Here is a 16,746-nt window from a genome sequence, read left to right on the forward strand (position 1 = left end):
CACGACGTCGACCGCGCCACGTTCAACGCCCGCCTCGACGACTTCCGCGCCCTCGAGCCGACGATGGTGTGCAGCAGCCATCTCCCGCCGGCACCGGGCAACATGCTCAAGGTGTTCGTCGACTCGCTCGCCCTCGTCCCCGACGCCGAACGCTTCGTCGGGCCGGACCAGGCGTTCCTCGACGCCATGCTCAGCGCGTAGCGGTCAGCCGCGCGTTGAGGCGGCGCAGCGACTTCGCGATCTCGTTGCGAGCGTAGGGCACCAGCCCCGGAATGGGCAGGAAGCCGCCGTAGTTCAGGTGCAGCCGCCACCGCCCGTCGTCGAGGAGTGACGCCTCGATGACCGCGTCGGAGTGGTCGCCGTGGTCGGCGAGTTCGAAGCGTTCGTAACGCACGAACCGCGCCGGCTCGGCGTCGACGCGCACCATGCGCCAGTGCCGCGTCAAGCGCACCACGCCGATCTGGGCCCCGAAGTCGACGCGCCACGCGGCGTAATCATCAGCGTCACGGTCTACAGCCACGCGCTGCACCAGCGTGTTCCAGGTCGGCCAATCGCCGAGGTCGACCAGCGCCGCGTAGGCAACGTCGGGCGGCGCGGCGATGGCGAGCGTCGCCTCGATGTCCACGCGGGCATCGTGCCATGCGCCCGCGGTTGCAAAGTTTCTCAGCACGGCGAGCGTTCCTTCCGTACGCTTTTGCGTTAATGGGGGCGGGATTCGCGCAGTGGCTGTGGCGACGGCATCGGGACCACTACGCCGCCGCGCTGATCACCCTGTGCATCGTGAGCCTGCTCGGCGCCCTCGTCATTCCGTCGTTGTTGGCCGCCTGCCTCTTCCTCGACTTCAACCGGCACGAGGCGCTGTGCTGGACGGCGTCGATGGCCGCGCTCGACACCTTCGCCGTGCTCGCCGGCTGTTGGCTCGAACGCCGGCGATTGGCCCCGATGTTCGCCTGGGCCGCCGGCGACTTCTCCGACCCGCAGGAGTCGTGGAACTCGGCGACGTCGTCGCCTCCCGAAGCCGCCCGCATGGCGGCGGAAGTCGCGACCGCCCTCAGCTTCTCCATCGGTGTGCCCCTTGCGCTCTTCTTCGGGCACCGCACGTGGACGGCGGCCGTCGCCCTCATCCTCGGCATGGGAGCGGTGATCGCCTTCGCCGGCATCATGTACGGCGACGGGCTGCACGTGCTGCTGCGGCCCCTTACCGACGAGATCGAGCAGGTCTACGACATCACCTTCACGTCGCCCTATCGCGACTGGACGCTGCGGTCGCGCCAGGCCCTCGCCTTCGGCACGGCGACCGCGCTCCCCGGCATCGGCATCACCGCCATCACCCTCGGCACCCGCGCCACCCCCCGCGATTTCCTCGTCGCCACCGTGAGCGCGGGTGTCCTGGCCATCTACCTCATCGTCGTCACGCAGGTCGGCTCCGTGCAGCGCGTCGCCCGATCGGTCGAGGATCTGAGCGCGGCGGTCAGGCGCGTCCGACGCGGCGACTACACCCACCGCGTCCCCGTCACCACCGTCGACGAGTTCGGCGATCTCGCCATCGCCTTCAACGAGATGCAGGCCGGTTTGCGCGAACGCGAAGCGCTACGCGCCGCGTTCGGTTCCTACGTCGACCCCGCGCTGGCGCAGCGCCTACTGACACAGGGCGACTCGACCTTCGCCGGCGAAGAGGTCGAGGTCACGGTGTTCTTCGCCGACGTGCGCGGGTTCACGTCCTACGTCGAGTCGGCGAGCGCGCCCGACGCGGTGGCGCGCCTCAACCAACTCTTCGAGATCATGGTGCCCGTCATCCAGGACGCCGGCGGCCACGCCAACCACTACCTCGGCGACGGGCTGCTGGCGGTGTTCGGCACGCCGACGCCGCTGCCCGACCACGCCGGGCGCGCCATCGCCTGCGCCATCGAGATTCAGCGCCAGGTGCGCGTCGCCTTCGACGGCGACCTGCGCATCGGCATCGGCATCAACACCGGCGCGGTCACCGCCGGCACGATCGGCGGCGGCGGACGCCTCGAGTTCACCGTGATCGGCGACGCGGTCAACGTGGCGGCGCGCCTCGAACGCATGACCCGCGACACCGGCGACGCCGTCCTCGTTACCCAGGCGACCCTCGACGTCGCCGGCCAGATCCCTTGTCGCGCCATCAGCCGCGGCGACATCGAACTGCGCGGCAAGACCCACAACGTGTGCGTCCACGCGCTCGTGCCCTCGGAGTTCTAAACACCCGCCGGTATGTCGCGCTCGTAGGAGCGGAATTCTCAATGTTGTGGGTTCGCGGGCCGATGTATACGCGTACACATCAGTCAGGACGAAGCGGTGACAGGCCAAACAGACGACCAACGAGGCGGCGCGCGAAGGGCCGCACCCGAGGCGGGTGCGTCGGCCATCGAGTACGTGCTGCTCGTCCTACTGATCGTGGTTGTCGGCGTGGGGGGCATGAAGGCGCTCGGGCACTCCAACTCCTCGAAGCTGTCGACGGTCGCCGCCAGCCTCCCAGCCGGCGATGCCGCCGCCGTTGTCGCCGACGGCGGTGGCGGGGGAAGCGGCCCGTCGGTCACCGAGCCCGGCGGCGGGTCCGGCGCGGGCGATACGCCACCGGTGACGACGACGACAACCGCGGCGCCAGCGCCGCAGGCAACCTCCGTGTCGGCGAGCCTCGACGCCCAGGCCACCAGGCACGGCAACACGTGGACGGTGGACACGACCGCCGCGGTGCAGAACTCGCTGAGCGATCCCGTCGAGGGCGCCACCGTGGCCCTGCTCGTGCGGGCGTACACCCATCTCTCGGGCGGCAGCTGGGACTGGGTGGAGCAGACGGTGCAGACGACCACCGACGCCAACGGCAACGCGACCGACGAACTCGGCCCGTTTCAGCGCACTGGTTCGACCGGCAAAGTCTCGACGGTTGAACTAAGCATCGTCTCCGTGACGAGTCCGAGCGGACTGCCGTTGGACCAGCTTCCGCCGGCGCAGACCGTCTACTCGCCGTGAGCAATCCGCTCTCGCGGGAGCGGATCGTGGAGGCGGCGTTGTGCCTGAGCACGCCGGGAGGCTTGTCCTGCGTCAGCATGCGGGCGCTCGCCGGCGCTCTCGGCGTGACGCCGATGGCTTTGTACCGCCACTTCGCCAACAAGGACGAGGTGCTGCTGGCCGTCACCGACACACGGCTGCGCGCGCAGCGGCTGCCGTCGGCGCGCGTTGGTTGGCGCAGCTACCTCCGCGCGCTCGCCTTCCTGCTGCGAGAGCTGCTCCGATCGGACCCCGAGATCATCGGCCTCTACAACCGGCAACCGGTCACCACCGCCAGCGCGCGCGACCGCCTCACGACCGCAGTCGAAGTCCTGGTGCGGGCGGGATTCGACGAAGGCGCGGCCGTCCGCTGTTACGCGGCCGTGCACACCTACACCCTGGGCTATTGCTCGCTTGAAGCCGCTCGCGGCCGGCACCTCGGGGAGCCGGGGGAGAGCGTCACCAACGCTGCGACGCTGATTCGCGGGTTCGTGAGCGACGATCAGTTCGAATTCGGGCTCGACGTCATCCTCGACGGGATGTCGGTCGCCGCCCGTAAGATTTCGGCCGACCCATGAGCGGGCACGACGGACGCGACTTCGGTCGGACCCCAGTAGATCCAAACCGGGCTGCTGGTTGGTGGTGGAGGCGATGGGACTCGAACCCACGACTTCTTGCTTGCAAAGCAAGTGCTCTAGCCAACTGAGCTACGCCCCCTGACGGGGGCCCAAGCCTACCGGCGCGCCAGCCGCCGCCCGAACTTCGGCGGCGGTGTGGGTCAGCCGATGCGGGAGCCGATGTCGCTGAGCTTCGACTGGTTGGCGGTGCCGAAGTAGGTGACGGCGCCGATGCAGACGAGGGCGATGAGCATCACGAGGAGCAGGTATTCGACGAGCGACGCGCCGCGTTGCGACCGGCCGTGTCGCGCCCGCATGTAGGGCGCGAAACAACAAACAAACCAACCAACAACGCTCGGCATGTCCTCCTATCGGCGTAGGAGGCGGGGCCTTTAACTCCCGACAAACGCGGCAACCTTGACGCCGCGGTCGGCCAGGCGCGCCAGCAGCTCGCCGGGGTCCTTCGCCAGGACGCCGAGCCCGCCGGCGCCGGGGCGCAGTTCCGCGTTGCCGCACGCCACCGCCACCATCGCCGCTAGCGTCCCGGCGACGATGGCCGGGCGGTCGACCGCTCCCACGATGTGGGTCTGCGCCTTGCCGCCGGCGAAGCCCCGCACCTCGACCCGCACGCCACCGATGAGGCCTTCGGGGTGTGGCGGGCGCAGCATCGGTAGCCAACTCGTGGCCTTGTCGCGCCGCGTGGCCGCCAGCCGCGCCGTCACCCGGCGCGCCGTCGGGAACGCGGCGGTCAGCAACGCCGCCTCCGCGGAGGACGTGGCGTAACAGTCCAGGCCGCCGACGGGCTCGGGAAAGAAGCACAGCTCACGGCCCGATCCCGCCAGTTCGCTCTGCCAGCGCCCGTCGCGCCACGACGCCGCCGGACCGCGCAACGACGCGTGCGTCGCCCGCGCACACGCCGGTCCACCTGTGCCCGCCTTGGCGACGTGGATCTCCTCCACGATGTCGAGGTCGCGCCCGGCATGCAGCGCCAGCAGGCACGACAGTCCCGGCGACATCGCGACGCCCGCCACCGCTGACCGTGCGGCGACGCGTGCCCGGGCGTCGAGGCCGACGATCCCGTCGACCGCTTCGATCGACGCCGCGGTGCTCACGACGTGGGTCCCCTCGCCCACCGCCGCGCGGGCCATATCGGCTTGCATTTCTTCGGGCACGGCGAGCACCAGGACGTCGACGTCGCCCACGACCGCGGGCCACTCGGCTCGTTCGGCGCGCGCACCGAGTTCGTTCGCCACCCACTCAGCGCGCGCCGGGTTGCGGGCGACGATGCGCACGGCGTCGACGCCGTCGCTCTCGTGTAGCTGCCGGGCGGCGCGCAGGCCGACGGCCCCGGTGCCGATGACCGCGGTGCGCAACGCGTTAGCGGAGTTCGTCAGCGGGCACTTCGCGCCAACCGCCGGTGGTGGGCGGCGTGCCCCCCGACCCGCGCAGGCGGACAACCGCCGCGACGACGGACGCCACGACAACGGCCAGGACCGCACGACGCAATGCCTTCATCCCCTCACCCTAAGACGCGGAGGAGCCCGGACCAAACGGCCCGGGCTCCTCCGACGATTCTTGGTGGTTCGGTTAGACCGCGGCCACCTTGCGGCGGAACGCCCGCATGGCGAGGCCGGCGCCCAGCAGGGACAAGGCGAGGCCGAGGGGCAGGTTCGCACCGGTGCGAGGCAACAGGCCCCGGCTCCGCTGCGCACCGGCGTTGAGCACGTTCGACGACGTGACGACCGGGAGGGTCGTGGAGTCGGTGACCGTGCGACCGCCCGAGGTGATCGTCACCTTCGTACCGAGGTGCTCACCGCTCTTGGCGGAGTTGGCGACCTGGAAGGTGCCGACGAGGTCCTTCGAGACGCCCGAGCCGAGGCTGCTGACGGTCCAGGTGACGACGCGCTTGGTGTCGTCGTGCGTGCAGCTGTCGGTGCAGGCCACGAAGGTGGTGTCCGGCGGATACGGCATGGTCACCTTGACGGTGTTGCAGGTGCCCTTGCCGAGGTTCGTCAAGCGGACGTACTCGTTGAAGTAGTCGCCAATGCGAACTTCCTTGTGCGACGACACGATCGAGCTCGCCGACAGGTCACAGCTCGTGGCGCTGGGGCTACCGACGGTCGGGATCGGACCCGACGTCGCCGTGTGCTCGGCCGGGGCGCCGGCGCAGGTACCGGTGGCGTGCGCCGTGCCCGTGTAGGTGGCGCCGACCGGTGCGTTGGATGGCACCTTGATCGTCGCCTTCAACGTTTTCAGTGCTCCTGGCGCTATCGACCCGATATTTGGCCAGTCGACGTTCAATCCGTTGATCGTGTTCGGTGACGGTTCAGCCGCCGTAATGGTGGTGCCGTTGGGGCCGGCGACCGTCAGCGTCACGTGGACGTTGTCGAGCGTGCAGGCGCCGGTGTTCGGCACCGTCACGACGTACTGGAAGCTGCCGTTCGGCAGGACGATGCCAGTGGAGGCGTCGACCTGGAGGTTGGCCAGCGGATCGGTGCCGCCGTTGCACTCCACGCCGCCGGTGGGCACCGTGGCCTTGACAGCCATCGGGGCGATGGCGACGTCGGCGAGGGTCAGGGTCTTGGTGATGTCGAGAACCTTCAGCTCGAGCAGCGAAGCGGTACCGCTGGCCTCGTTGTTCGTCTTGACGACGTTCTTGAGCTGACCGAGGCTGAGGTCGAGGACGACGCCCGGGATGGTGATCTCGGTGTTGATGTTCGAGGCGTTGAGCACGTCGGTCACGGAGCCGCCCTGGATGACCTGGACGACGGGCTCGTTGTAGCTGACCGTCGACGTGGCGGCGGTGCCGGTGGCGGTGGCGCTGACCGTCGGCGGAGCGACGACGTTCAGCGTGATCTCATTCGCCGTGCCCTTGAACAGCACCACGCCCGTCACCTGGTCGAGGACCGTCGAGTTGAGGCCCTTGTTCGCCTGGTTGGCGACATTGACGAGGCCGACGTCGGACTTCGTGAAGGCCGCGCCGCCGTTGCCGTTCACGACCGAGACGAGGCTGTCACCGAGGGGAGCGCCGAGGCCGAGGAGGCTGGCGTCGAGCACCGTCGAGGTCGACGTGGCGATCGGCGAGCCGGGGGCAATGCAGGCGGTGTCGCTCGAGCCCCACACCGCGTGCGCCGACGCCTTGGCGGCTTCGAGCTGCGCAATGGGCGACAGGTCGATCGGGCCGGTCAGGCTCTGCACGTCGGGGTTGGCGTTGGTGGGCGGCGCCGACTGCTCCGCCTTGACGATGAGGTTGTTCAGCGGGATCGCGCCCCCGATTAGCGACGAATCGAGGTTGGCGGCGCGGGCGGCCGAACGCTTGCCGGCGTACGGGGCCGCGAGGCCGTCGGACTTCACCAGCGCGGCGGACGGCGCAATGTGGGCGTCAGCCAGGCCGGGGTCGAGGACACCTGGAAAGTCCGCGGCGTTGACGTGGACTAGGTCACCGGTGGCTTGACCGCCGTACGGGCCGGTGGCGGCACGGGCCGGTGCCGCGTTAAAGACGAAAAGCATGGGGACAGTGAGTACTGCTCCCAAGCCCGCCGTCGCCCAACGACGAATACGCATGGTTATCTCGCTCCTGGTTTGGTTGCTCGGTACAACGGTCAAACAGCATGCATCTGACGGATTTCCGTCCAAATTCCTTACCCGGTGGGTTTGGAATCAAGCCTAAGTACGCGAGACGGGCGAAATCGTTGATGCTTCTGCGGTTTGGTGGGGCTACCTGGAATCGAACCAGGGACCTCAGCATTATCAGTGCTGCGCTCTAACCAGCTGAGCTATAGCCCCGAGCCAGAGTGGTGACCGTGGGTCCGCAGAAATTAGCCGTCGTGGGTCTCAACGTCGACATCGATACCGCCCTGCAACTCGACGATGAGGTTGTAGAAGGTCGCGCCCAGGGCGTTGGCCCCCGTCCCCAGCGCGATCAGCACGCCGCCGCCGATGACGATGGCGATCGCCTGGGCGACGACGGAGAAGTGGAAGGAGTCGAGAGCGAAGAGCTTGGCGATGAAGTCCTCGACGTTGCCGGTGACACCGAGCACGGCCGCGGCCGTCCACAGGATCGCCCACGCCACGACGAAGACGAGCAGCATCGACGCGTACATGACGATCGACACGCGCACCACGCTGCGCACGCCGATCGAGCGAAGGGTGAGGCGGTGGCTCGGCATGGCGACCGACAAGCTAACCGGCTACGTCGCGCCGCAAACCTTCATCTCGTTGTCGCCGCTCGGGCACAACCCGGCGTCGGCGGCGCGCGGTGACAACTCGGCGTAGCCCGCGGGCGTGAACTGCGCCGTGTAGCCGTGGGCCGACACGACTCCCGGCGGATGCCCCAGGACCTGGGCGGCGCGAGCGAGCGCGGCGCGCAGCGCCGGCGCCGGGTCGCCCGGCCTCGGTGTGCCGGCGCGGCCGTCGCGATGGGCTTTCGAGGTGGCGCGAGCGTCGCCGTAGTGGACCTCGACGGTCGCGTCGTCGCCTGACTGGTCGAAGTGACTGAGCGTGGCGCCGTTCCGCGTCGCATAGTCCTCGGCGGCCCGTTGCCCGTCGACCGCGCCGGCGAGCGCGGCGATGTCGGCCGCCCGTTTGGCCTCGGCCCGGTCGACCGCGCCGCCACCGAGGTGGGCCAGGGCGATGATCACCAGCCCGGCGAAGACCACGAACGCCGCCATGAGCGGCACCACCTGCCCACGTTCCTGCGTGCGCACCCGCGCACCTCCAAGCTCAGAGGAATCGCGGGGAAGCGATCAGGCGTCTTCTTCTTCAGCTTGGATGATCGGCGCCGCGGTCGCAAGGGTCGCGCCGTCGTCGAGGTTCATCACCCGGACGCCGGTGGCGTCGCGGCCCTGCGAGGAGATCTGGCGCACCGGCATGCGAGCGGTGACGCCGTTGGACGCCGCCACCATGATCTCGTCGTCGAGACCGACCATGAACGCCGCCACCACGAAGCCGCGCTTGGCGGTCAGCTTGATGCCGCGCACGCCCATCGTGCCGCGCCCGGTGCGACGGAAGTGCTCGAGCTGGGTCCGCTTGCCGAAACCGGCGTCGGTGACGATGAGGATGGCGGTGTCGTCGCGGGCGACGTCGCAGCTCACCACCTCGTTGCCGGCGCGCAGCTTCATGCCGATGACGCCCTGGGCGGAGCGCCCCGTCGGGCGCACCGTCGACTCGTCGAAGCGCATCGTGGTGCCGTCGCGGGTGACCATGAAGATGTCGTCGCTGCCCGACGTTGGCATCACCTTGACGAGTTCGTCGCCGTCTTTCAGCGTGATGGCGATGAAGCCTTCGCGGCGGGACTTGTCGTACTCGCTGAACGGCGTCTTCTTCACCACGCCTTTCTTGGTGGCGAAGAACAGCAACTTGTCCTCGGGGTAGTCGCGCGTGGCGATGACCGCCTGGATCTTCTCGTTGGGCTCGAGCGGCAGCAGGTTGATGACGGGCGTGCCGCGCGCCGTGCGCTCCTTCATCGGGATCTCGTGCGCCTTGAGGCGGAACACTCGGCCCTTGTTCGAGAAGAAGAGGATGAACTCGTGCGCCGAGGTGTGGATCACCTGCGACACGAGGTCTTCTTCCTTCAGCTTGGCGCCGGCGACGCCGCGCCCGCCGCGGCCCTGCGTGCGGAACGAGCCGGCCGCGACCGTCTTGACGTAGCCGGCCCGCGTCATGAGGAACACGAGCGGGTCGTCGCTGATGAGGTCCTCGGAGCCGAGTTCGCCCGGGTCGTGGGTGAGTTCGGCTCGCCGCGGCGTGGCGTACTTGTCCTTGACGGCGCCGAGTTCGGTCTTGATGACCCCGCGCAGCACCTCGGGCTTCGACAGGATCTCCTCGAGTTCCTTGATCGTGGCCCGCAGCTCTTCCATCTCCGACTGGAGGTCGGTGCGCGCCAGACGGGTGAGGCGCACAATCTGCATGTCGAGGATGTGGTTCGCCTGGATTTCGGAGAACTCGAAGGGCTTCGCCATGAGACCGGCGCGGGCCGCGGCGCGATCTTCCGAGGCGCGGACCAAGGCGATGATGGCGTCGATCTGGTCGAGCGCCTTGATGAGGCCCTCGACGATGTGCGCCCGGTCCTGCGCCTTCTTGAGGCGGAATTGCGAGCGGCGGGTGATGACGTCGACCTGGTGGTCGATGTAGGCCTGGAGTGCCTGCACGAGGTTGAGCGTGCGCGGCACGCCGTCGACGAGGGCCACCATGTTGACGGCAAAGCTCGACTGGAGCTGTGTCTGCTTGAACAGGTTGTTCAGCACCACCAACGCGTTGGCGTCGCGCTTGAGCGGGATCTCGATGCGCGTCATCTCGCCCGAGGACAGGTCCTCGACGTCGCGGATGCCGTCGAGCTCGCGGTTGCTCACGAGTTCGTAGATGCGCTGCGCGATGCCGGCGGGTGACGCCTGGTACGGCAGTTCGTGCACCACGATGACCGGACCGTTCTTGCGGTCCTCGATCTCCGTGCGCGCCCGGATGCGGATCGACCCGCGACCGCTCCGGTAGGCGTCGATGATCCCCTGGCGTCCGAGGATCAGCCCGCCGGTCGGGAAGTCCGGGCCGATGACGAACCGCATCAGGTCGTCGGGGGTGGCGTCGGGGTTGTCGATCAGGTGGATGGTGGCGTCGACGACTTCGCCGAGGTTGTGCGGCGGGATGTTCGTGGCCATGCCCACGGCAATGCCGGTGGAACCGTTGACCAGCAGGTTCGGGAACCGCGACGGCAGCACCTTGGGCTGCTCGAACTCGAAGGTGTAGTTCGGCTCGAAGTCGACGGTGTTCTCGTCGATCCCCGCCAGCATCTCGTTGGCCAGCGTCGCCAGCCGGCACTCGGTGTAGCGGGCGGCGGCCGCCGGGAAGTCGGGCGATCCGTAATTACCGTGGAAGTCGATCAGGGGGTCGCGCAGGGAGAAGGGCTGGGCCATGCGCACCAGCGCGTCGTAGATCGACGAGTCGCCGTGCGGGTGGAACTTGCCCATCACTTCGCCCGACACGCGGGCGCACTTCATGCGGGGCCGGTCCGAGCGCGCCCCCATGTCGTGCATGCCGTAGAGGATCGCCCGGTGCACCGGCTTGAGGCCGTCCTTGGCGTCGGGCAACGCCCGGGCGACGATGACCGACATCGCGTAGTCGAGGAACGAGCGTTCCATCTCCTCGCTGAGTTCGATGTCTTCGACGCCGCCGACGAAGTCGGCCACGGTATCGACGGTCACGCCGTCTTCGTCTTCGTCGATCACGTTCTCTGGGTCGTCGGAGGGAGGCAGATCGCTCATCAGATGTCCAGGAACCGCACGTCGTTGGCGTTGGTGACGATGAAGTTCTTGCGCGACTCCACGTCGTCACCGAAGAGCACCGAGCACGCCTGATCGGCGGCCGCCGCCTCCTCGGCGCTGACGCGCAGCAGCGTGCGCCGGGCCGCCATCATCGTGGTGTCGCGCAACTCTTCCCAGTCCATCTCACCGAGGCCCTTGAGGCGGGCGAACTCGGCCTTGTGGTTGGGCCGTTCGGTCAAGAAGCGCTCGCGGGCCGCGTCGTCTTTCAGGTAGACGGTCTCCTTGCCGACCGTCGTCGAATACAGCGGCGGCTGGGCGACGAACACCTTGCCCTTCTCGATCAGCGGCCGCATCTGGCGGAAGAAGAACGTGAGCAGCAGCGCCCGGATGTGGGAGCCGTCGACGTCGGCGTCGGCGAGGATGATGACCTTGCCGTAGCGCGCCTTGTCGGCGTCGAACTCCTCGCCGATCCCGGCGCCCACCGCGGTAACCAGCGTCTGGATCTCGGTGTTCTTGAGCATCTTGTCGATGCGGGCGCGCTCGACGTTGAGCGGCTTGCCGCGCAGCGGCAGGATCGCCTGGTTCTCGGGGTCGCGACCGCGCACGGCCGAGCCGCCGGCCGAGTCGCCCTCGACGATGAACAGCTCGGCCTCCTCGGCGTTCTTGGTGCGGCAGTCGGTCAGCTTGCCCGGCAGCCCCGCGCCCTCGAGGGCCGACTTGCGCCGGATGGTGTCGCGCGCGGCGCGGGCGGCGACGCGCGCCCGTGCCGCCTGCGTGGCCTTGGTGACGAGCGCCTTCGCCTCGGACGGATGCTCCTCGAGCCACTCGGCGAGCTTGTCGTTGGTGACCTTCTCGACGGCCGAGCGCATGGCGATCGTGCCGAGCTTGCCCTTGGTCTGGCCCTCGAACTGCGGGTCCTGCAGCTTCACGGCGATGATGGCGGTGAGGCCCTCACGGATGTCTTCGCCGAGGAGGTTCTCGTCCTTCTCCTTGAGCAGGCCCCGCGCCTTGGCGTACTTGTTGACCACGTTGGTCAGCGCCTTGCGGAAACCCTCCTCGTGGGTGCCGCCTTCGGGCGTCTCGATGCCGTTGGCGAAGCTGTGGATGCCCTCGTGGTAGCCGGTGTTCCACTGCAGCGCGATCTCGACTTCGTGGTCCTCGCCCTTGTACTCGTAACTGGCGACCTTCTTGAACAGCGCCTCTTTGGTCTGGTTGAGGTGCCGGACGTAGTCGGTGATGCCGCCGGCGTACCGGTACGTGACCGACTGCGTGTGCCCCGGCCGCTCGTCCTTGAAGCGGATCTCGAGGTCCCGGTTCAAGAACGCATACGTCTGGAGGCGCTCGAGGACGGTTTGGGCCCGGAACTCGATGCCCTCGGCCTTGAAGATCTCAGGATCGGGCCAGAAGGCGATGGTGGTGCCGGTGCGGCCCTTCGGGGCGTCGCCGACGACTTTGATCTTGCCCGTGGGCTTGCCGCCGTCGCGAAACTCCATGACGTGGCGCTTGCCGTCGTCGGCATCGACCTCGGCCACGAGGCGCGTCGACACGGCGTTGACCACCGAAACGCCGACCCCGTGGAGCCCGCCGGAGACCTTGTAGCCACCGCCGCCGAACTTGCCGCCGGCGTGGAGGACCGTCAGGACGACCTCGAGGGCCGACTTGCCCTTCTGGCTGCCCGACGTCATCGGCTGGACCGGGATGCCGCGGCCGTTGTCGCTCACCCGGCAGCCGCCGTCGGCGGTCAGCGTGACGTCGATGCGGGTGCAGTGCCCCGCCATCGCCTCGTCGACCGAGTTGTCGACGACCTCTCGGATGAGGTGGTGCAGGCCGGTGAGGCCGGTCGAGCCGATGTACATGCCCGGCCGTTTCCGGACCGCTTCGAGGCCTTCGAGGACCTGGATGTTGTCGGCGCTGTACCCCGAGTTTGCCCCCTTCTTGGCGGGCGGCTTCGTCGTTGTGGTGTCGGTCATCGTCTCTCTTCGTCGGCGTTCGTGTGCCGGGTCTCCCGAAGGCCATCCGGACGCGCCGCTATCCAGCAAAAGTCCTGGTCAGCGGGTACCTAAACCCCGAATCGCAATGACGTAAGTTTACCAGACGGGTGTAGCGGTTACTGACCTCTGGCAGGAGCCTCGAAGCGGGGAGCGAACAACCTTTTAGTGAGCGCGGCGATGGCCACCAGAGATGAGATCGCGCGCCTCTTCGGACGCGCCGCGTTCGGCGCGACTCCGGCCGATCTCGACCGCTGGACCGGCCGGCCGTACGCCGACGCGGTGTCCTTCCTCGTCGACATCCCGGCGCCATCGGGGCGCAAGGCCCAGTCCGACGACGCGCGCCGGGTGGCGGTGGTGCAGTCAGGCCAGCAGCGAACCGACGACGGCTCGATTCGCCTGGCGCAGCGGTGGTGGCTCGAACGCATGCGCACAGCTACCTACCCACTCGAGGAGCGGATGACGCTCATGTGGCACGGTCATTTCGCCACCGCCGTGCGCTACCCGTATCCCGACGTGGCGATGATCCTGGTCCAGAACCAGACGCTGCGCACCCACGCCCTCGGCAACCTCGGCGATCTGGTCAAGGCGGTCACGGTGGACCCCGCGATGATGGAGTGGCTCGACGGCGCCCGGAACTCGATCCCGGCGCCCAACGAGAACTACGCCCGTGAGCTGATGGAGCTGTTCACGCTCGGCAAGTATCCGCAGGTCTACGCGGAAGAAGACGTCCGCCAGGCGGCGCGGGTGCTGACGGGATGGACCGACAACGTCTCGCTGCGCACCGTGTCCTTCGACGCCGCCGGACACGACACGGGTACCAAGACCGTCCTCGGCTCCACCATCGGCAACGGCGGTGCCCAGGAGTACGCGCAGCTCGTCGACCTGCTCCTCGGCCAGCCGGTCAGCGCGCGCTTCATCGCCGCCAAGCTCGTCTCGAACTTCGCCTACGCCGCGATGACGGGCGACCTCCTGCGCAACCCCGACCCCCTCGTGGTCCAAGTGGCCAACACGCTCCAGGCAACCGGCGGCGACCTGCGGGCCGCGATGCGCACGCTGCTGCTCTCCGACGAGTTCCGCCTCGGCGACGCCGGCGCCCAGCGGCTCCTGGTGCGCCAACCGGTCGAGGCGATGGTGGCCGCCGGCAAGGCGTTCGGCATCACGCTCGACAACGACGACGCCGTGTTGCAGCTGCGAACGATGGGGCAGAACCTGTTCGTGCCGCCCAACGTCGGCGGTTTTCCGGCCGGGATGGGCTGGCTGTCGCCGTCGACGGTCATCGCCCGCTACGGGTGGGCCGAAACGGTCGGCACCCGGGCTGCGGGCGGCCTGCCGGCGTCCTCCGACGTCGACGGGTGGGCCCGGCGCGCCGGGTTGGGCGCGCTGACCGCCGAGACGGTCGCGGCGCTCGAGGCGTACGTGACCAACAACGCCACGCTGCCCGAGTCGGCCAAGCAGATGGGCGTCGCCGTCCTGCTGCTCACGAGCCCCGACTGGATGGCCCTGTGACCATCACCCGTCGTCAGTTCCTGATCGGCACCGGCGCGGTCGCCGGGGCGTCGTTCGTCGGCGTGGCCGGACCCGCGTTTGCCAGCGCGGCGGTCGACCCGGCGACGGCGGGGCGCAACCGCCTCGTCGTGATCTTCCTCGAAGGCGGCAACGACGGGCTCAACACCGTCGTGCCCCGGGGTGACGTCGCCGGCGCGCCTCGCATGTCGGTGTACCGCAAAGCGCGCCCGACCCTCGCCTACCCCGCGTCACGGCTGTTGCCCCTCGACCGCACCAGCGACGACGACGCCCAACTCCTGGGCTTCAACCCCGGACTCACGCGGCTGCACGCCGCGTACCGCGACGGCCGCGTCGCCGTCGTGCAGGGCGTCGACTATCCGAACCACAACTACTCGCACTTCGCGTCGTCTGACATCTGGCACGCCGGTAACCCGGCGAGCACGTCCACCGGCTGGCTCGGGCGACACCTTGACCGCGTCGGCATGGGCGAAGGTGAACTGCGCGGCGTCGCCGTCTCCCCCCGCCTGCCGCTGATGCTCCAGGGCCACGGAGTTTCCGGTGCGTCGATCGCGTCCATCGGCACGATGCGCTACCGCGACGGTTCGAGCGCCGTCGCCACGACCCGCCACCTGGCGCTGCCCAGCCTCGGCGCCGGTGCCCGCACCGGCGACCCACTGCGCCAGCGCGTCGCCGCCAGCCTGCGCCAGACGGTCGACGTCGTGGCCGACTTGAGCACCACCACGCCGCCGCCGGCGGGCGCGGCGCCGATCTTCGACTCGCTGGCGACGGCGCGGACGCTGCTCGAGCAGAACCTGGGGGTCGAGTGCGTCTACGTCGGCTACTCGGGATTCGACACGCACACGACGCAGACGTCGACGCATGGCGCGCTGCTCGTCCACCTCGACGAGGCGCTCGACGCCTTCTGGGCCGCGCTCGACCCGACGCTGGCGAGTCGCACGCTCGTCATGGTCGTGAGCGAGTTCGGGCGGCGCCTCGGGCAAGCCGGCGCGGGGGCCGTCGCCGGTACCGACCACGGCGCGGCCGCGCCCGTCATTCTCGTGGGACCGCCGCAGTCGTCGACCCTCGTGGGTGGCCTGCACGGTGATCACCCCAAGCTGGGCACAACGGCGGCGCCGGCGGACAACCTCATGCTCACGACCGACGTGCGCCACGTGTACCAAGCCGTCCTCACGTCGTGGCTGCACGATCCCGATCCGCTGTACGCCGCCGCCGACACCACGCCGCTCCACGGACTGTTCACGTCGAGCCCGGTCGCGATCGGTACGGGACGCAGCGTCCGCATCGGCGACGCCGCCCGGGTCGACGCCGCGCCGTCGGCCAGTTCGACGTCGTCGTCGGTGCTCGCCGGTCGGGCGGCCCACGCCAGGGGCGCGTTCCGCATCCGCGACAGCAGCTCCGGCGACCATCGCTCCGTGCCGGCGTCGAGCGCGCTGGCGGCCCTGGCCTTCAACGCGTTCGTCGCCGCGGTCGTCGTACGCAGCGGTCGCTTCCGTGAGGCGCTCGACGGATGGCGCCCGCGCGACGACGTGTCGTGACGGCGCGCCGCACCGACCACATCGCGCACTTCACCTACACGCCAACCGACATCCGCATCCATGCGGGCGACACCGTGGTGTGGCGCAACGACGACGACACGATCCACACGGTCACGGCCAGCCGCGCCGAGTTCACGTCCGGCTCGATAGGCAAGGGACAGTCGTACTCGGTGAAATTCAACGCGCCCGGTGTGTACCCGTACTTCTGCGAACCGCACGAATTCATGCGCGGGTTCGTGTCGGTGCTGCCGGCGACGGGTGCCGATGTGGTGCATCCCGCCGGGCGACTGGTGAGTGCCGGGCGCGTCACCGGCGGCGTCGCGCCGCCTCCCGTCGTCCTCGATGTCGGCGCGACGCTCATCGCTGCGCTCGCCATCGCACTGGTGTTGCGAAGCCTGCGACTCGACGCGCTGCGCTATCTGGCGGTTGCTGCCACGCTGGCCACGGGCGCGCTGCACCTCCAGCTTCGGCTCGTTCTCGACTACCCCGAACCGATCGGCACGCTGCTGGTGATCGAAGCGGGCGGTGCCGCGGTGTTGGCGGCGTGGCTGGCGTCGGGCCCGCTCAGCCAGTCCAAACGCGCCGCGGCCGTCGCCCTCCACGTGGCGGCGCTCGCCGCGCTGGGCATTACGCGCACATCGATCGGACTGTTCGGATTTCACGAACGCGGCTGGGACCCGGCACCGCAGTTACCCCTGGCCATCACCTTCGGGGTGGTTGCCATCGCGGCGCTGTTGATCGGTACCGTGCTCCGATCGCCAACCGAATCACCCGACGCGTAACCGCGGGCGTCGCGCTCGCCCTGGTC

General features: G+C 69.1%; 16 protein-coding genes and 2 tRNA genes. 7 read left to right on the forward strand and 11 right to left on the reverse strand.

Annotated elements, in window-relative coordinates:
* Positions 1-201: hypothetical protein (locus VHC63_00310; protein ID HVV35016.1), on the forward strand; the 201-nt coding region annotated here is incomplete at its 5' end.
* Here VHC63_00310 and VHC63_00315 read toward each other — a convergent pair.
* Positions 191-625 (reverse strand): SRPBCC family protein, encoded by a 435-nt coding sequence (locus tag VHC63_00315; protein HVV35017.1) that lies wholly within the window; start codon positions 623-625, stop codon positions 191-193. The two genes, VHC63_00310 and VHC63_00315, sit on opposite strands and share 11 nt — an antisense overlap.
* 77 nt (positions 626-702) lie before the next feature.
* On the opposite strand from VHC63_00315, the gene VHC63_00320 reads away from it, so the two are divergent.
* The 3 genes from VHC63_00320 (at position 703) to VHC63_00330 (ending at position 3,590) form a co-directional block, all read left to right on the forward strand.
* Complete coding sequence (locus VHC63_00320; protein HVV35018.1) at positions 703-2,223, forward strand: adenylate/guanylate cyclase domain-containing protein; 1,521 nt, start codon at positions 703-705, stop codon at positions 2,221-2,223.
* Positions 2,224-2,319: 96 nt separating this feature from the next.
* Positions 2,320-2,994, forward strand: coding sequence for a hypothetical protein (locus VHC63_00325; protein HVV35019.1), 675 nt, complete (start codon positions 2,320-2,322; stop codon positions 2,992-2,994).
* Between the two features lie 26 nt (positions 2,995-3,020).
* On the forward strand, positions 3,021-3,590 hold the full coding sequence (locus VHC63_00330) for a TetR/AcrR family transcriptional regulator C-terminal domain-containing protein (protein HVV35020.1): 570 nt from the start codon (positions 3,021-3,023) through the stop codon (positions 3,588-3,590).
* 62 nt (positions 3,591-3,652) lie between these two features.
* On the opposite strand, the gene VHC63_00335 is transcribed toward VHC63_00330, so the two are convergent.
* The 10 genes from VHC63_00335 to VHC63_00380 form a co-directional block, all read right to left on the reverse strand.
* Positions 3,653-3,729, reverse strand: a tRNA-Ala gene (locus tag VHC63_00335).
* Positions 3,730-3,790: 61 nt separating this feature from the next.
* Positions 3,791-3,946, reverse strand: coding sequence for a hypothetical protein (locus tag VHC63_00340; GenBank protein HVV35021.1), 156 nt, complete (start codon positions 3,944-3,946; stop codon positions 3,791-3,793).
* Between the two features lie 75 nt (positions 3,947-4,021).
* Positions 4,022-5,002, reverse strand: a complete 981-nt coding sequence (locus VHC63_00345; GenBank protein ID HVV35022.1) for a Gfo/Idh/MocA family oxidoreductase — start codon at positions 5,000-5,002, stop codon at positions 4,022-4,024.
* A gap of 4 nt (positions 5,003-5,006) precedes the next feature.
* A complete protein-coding gene (locus VHC63_00350; GenBank protein HVV35023.1) occupies positions 5,007-5,144 on the reverse strand; it encodes a hypothetical protein in 138 nt (45 codons plus the stop codon).
* Between the two features lie 72 nt (positions 5,145-5,216).
* The gene (locus tag VHC63_00355; GenBank protein ID HVV35024.1) at positions 5,217-7,139 is read right to left on the reverse strand and encodes a hypothetical protein; all 1,923 of its coding nucleotides are present in this window, start codon (positions 7,137-7,139) and stop codon (positions 5,217-5,219) included.
* A gap of 199 nt (positions 7,140-7,338) precedes the next feature.
* Positions 7,339-7,415 (reverse strand) — tRNA-Ile (locus tag VHC63_00360).
* Between the two features lie 32 nt (positions 7,416-7,447).
* Entirely contained in the window at positions 7,448-7,798 is a 351-nt protein-coding gene (locus VHC63_00365) for a DUF3566 domain-containing protein (GenBank protein HVV35025.1), read from the reverse strand.
* A 21-nt stretch (positions 7,799-7,819) separates the two neighbouring features.
* Positions 7,820-8,335: a hypothetical protein gene (locus tag VHC63_00370; protein ID HVV35026.1), complete on the reverse strand. Its 516-nt coding sequence runs from the start codon at positions 8,333-8,335 to the stop codon at positions 7,820-7,822.
* 39 nt (positions 8,336-8,374) lie between these two features.
* The gene (gene gyrA / locus VHC63_00375) at positions 8,375-10,885 is read right to left on the reverse strand and encodes a DNA gyrase subunit A (protein HVV35027.1); all 2,511 of its coding nucleotides are present in this window, start codon (positions 10,883-10,885) and stop codon (positions 8,375-8,377) included.
* On the reverse strand, positions 10,885-12,855 hold the full coding sequence (locus VHC63_00380; GenBank protein ID HVV35028.1) for a DNA gyrase subunit B: 1,971 nt from the start codon (positions 12,853-12,855) through the stop codon (positions 10,885-10,887). The genes gyrA and VHC63_00380 overlap by 1 nt, the downstream gene beginning before the upstream one ends.
* Before the next feature lie 198 nt (positions 12,856-13,053).
* Between VHC63_00380 and VHC63_00385 the strand changes: the two genes are divergently transcribed.
* Genes VHC63_00385 through VHC63_00395 form a run of 3 tightly spaced genes read left to right on the forward strand, consistent with a single transcriptional unit; the run spans position 13,054 to position 16,720 of the window.
* Positions 13,054-14,382 carry a DUF1800 domain-containing protein gene (locus VHC63_00385; protein ID HVV35029.1) on the forward strand — a complete coding sequence of 443 codons (1,329 nt, stop codon included), beginning with the start codon at positions 13,054-13,056 and terminating at the stop codon, positions 14,380-14,382.
* Positions 14,379-15,938, forward strand: a complete 1,560-nt coding sequence (locus tag VHC63_00390; protein ID HVV35030.1) for a DUF1501 domain-containing protein — start codon at positions 14,379-14,381, stop codon at positions 15,936-15,938. Before VHC63_00385 ends, VHC63_00390 begins: the two co-directional genes overlap by 4 nt.
* Complete coding sequence (locus tag VHC63_00395) at positions 15,911-16,720, forward strand: cupredoxin family copper-binding protein (protein ID HVV35031.1); 810 nt, start codon at positions 15,911-15,913, stop codon at positions 16,718-16,720. Before VHC63_00390 ends, VHC63_00395 begins: the two co-directional genes overlap by 28 nt.
* The last annotated feature ends 26 nt before the right edge of the window (positions 16,721-16,746 follow it).

The sequence above is a fragment of the Acidimicrobiales bacterium genome (genome assembly GCA_035546775.1).
Classification (GTDB): domain Bacteria; phylum Actinomycetota; class Acidimicrobiia; order Acidimicrobiales; family JACCXE01; genus JACCXE01.

Excerpts from the sequence above, each read along its gene's own strand:
- VHC63_00320 (HVV35018.1), top strand. The coding sequence starts at position 703 with ATGGGGGCGGGATTCGCGCAGTGGCTGTGGCGACGGCATCGGGACCAC.
- VHC63_00340 (HVV35021.1), bottom strand. The coding sequence starts at position 3,946 with ATGCGGGCGCGACACGGCCGGTCGCAACGCGGCGCGTCGCTCGTCGAA.
- VHC63_00350 (HVV35023.1), bottom strand. The coding sequence starts at position 5,144 with ATGAAGGCATTGCGTCGTGCGGTCCTGGCCGTTGTCGTGGCGTCCGTC.
- VHC63_00355 (HVV35024.1), bottom strand. The coding sequence starts at position 7,139 with ATGCTTTTCGTCTTTAACGCGGCACCGGCCCGTGCCGCCACCGGCCCG.
- VHC63_00365 (HVV35025.1), bottom strand. The coding sequence starts at position 7,798 with ATGCCGAGCCACCGCCTCACCCTTCGCTCGATCGGCGTGCGCAGCGTG.
- gyrA (HVV35027.1), bottom strand. The coding sequence starts at position 10,885 with ATGAGCGATCTGCCTCCCTCCGACGACCCAGAGAACGTGATCGACGAA.
- VHC63_00380 (HVV35028.1), bottom strand. The coding sequence starts at position 12,855 with ATGACCGACACCACAACGACGAAGCCGCCCGCCAAGAAGGGGGCAAAC.
- VHC63_00385 (HVV35029.1), top strand. The coding sequence starts at position 13,054 with ATGGCCACCAGAGATGAGATCGCGCGCCTCTTCGGACGCGCCGCGTTC.
- VHC63_00395 (HVV35031.1), top strand. The coding sequence starts at position 15,911 with ATGGCGCCCGCGCGACGACGTGTCGTGACGGCGCGCCGCACCGACCAC.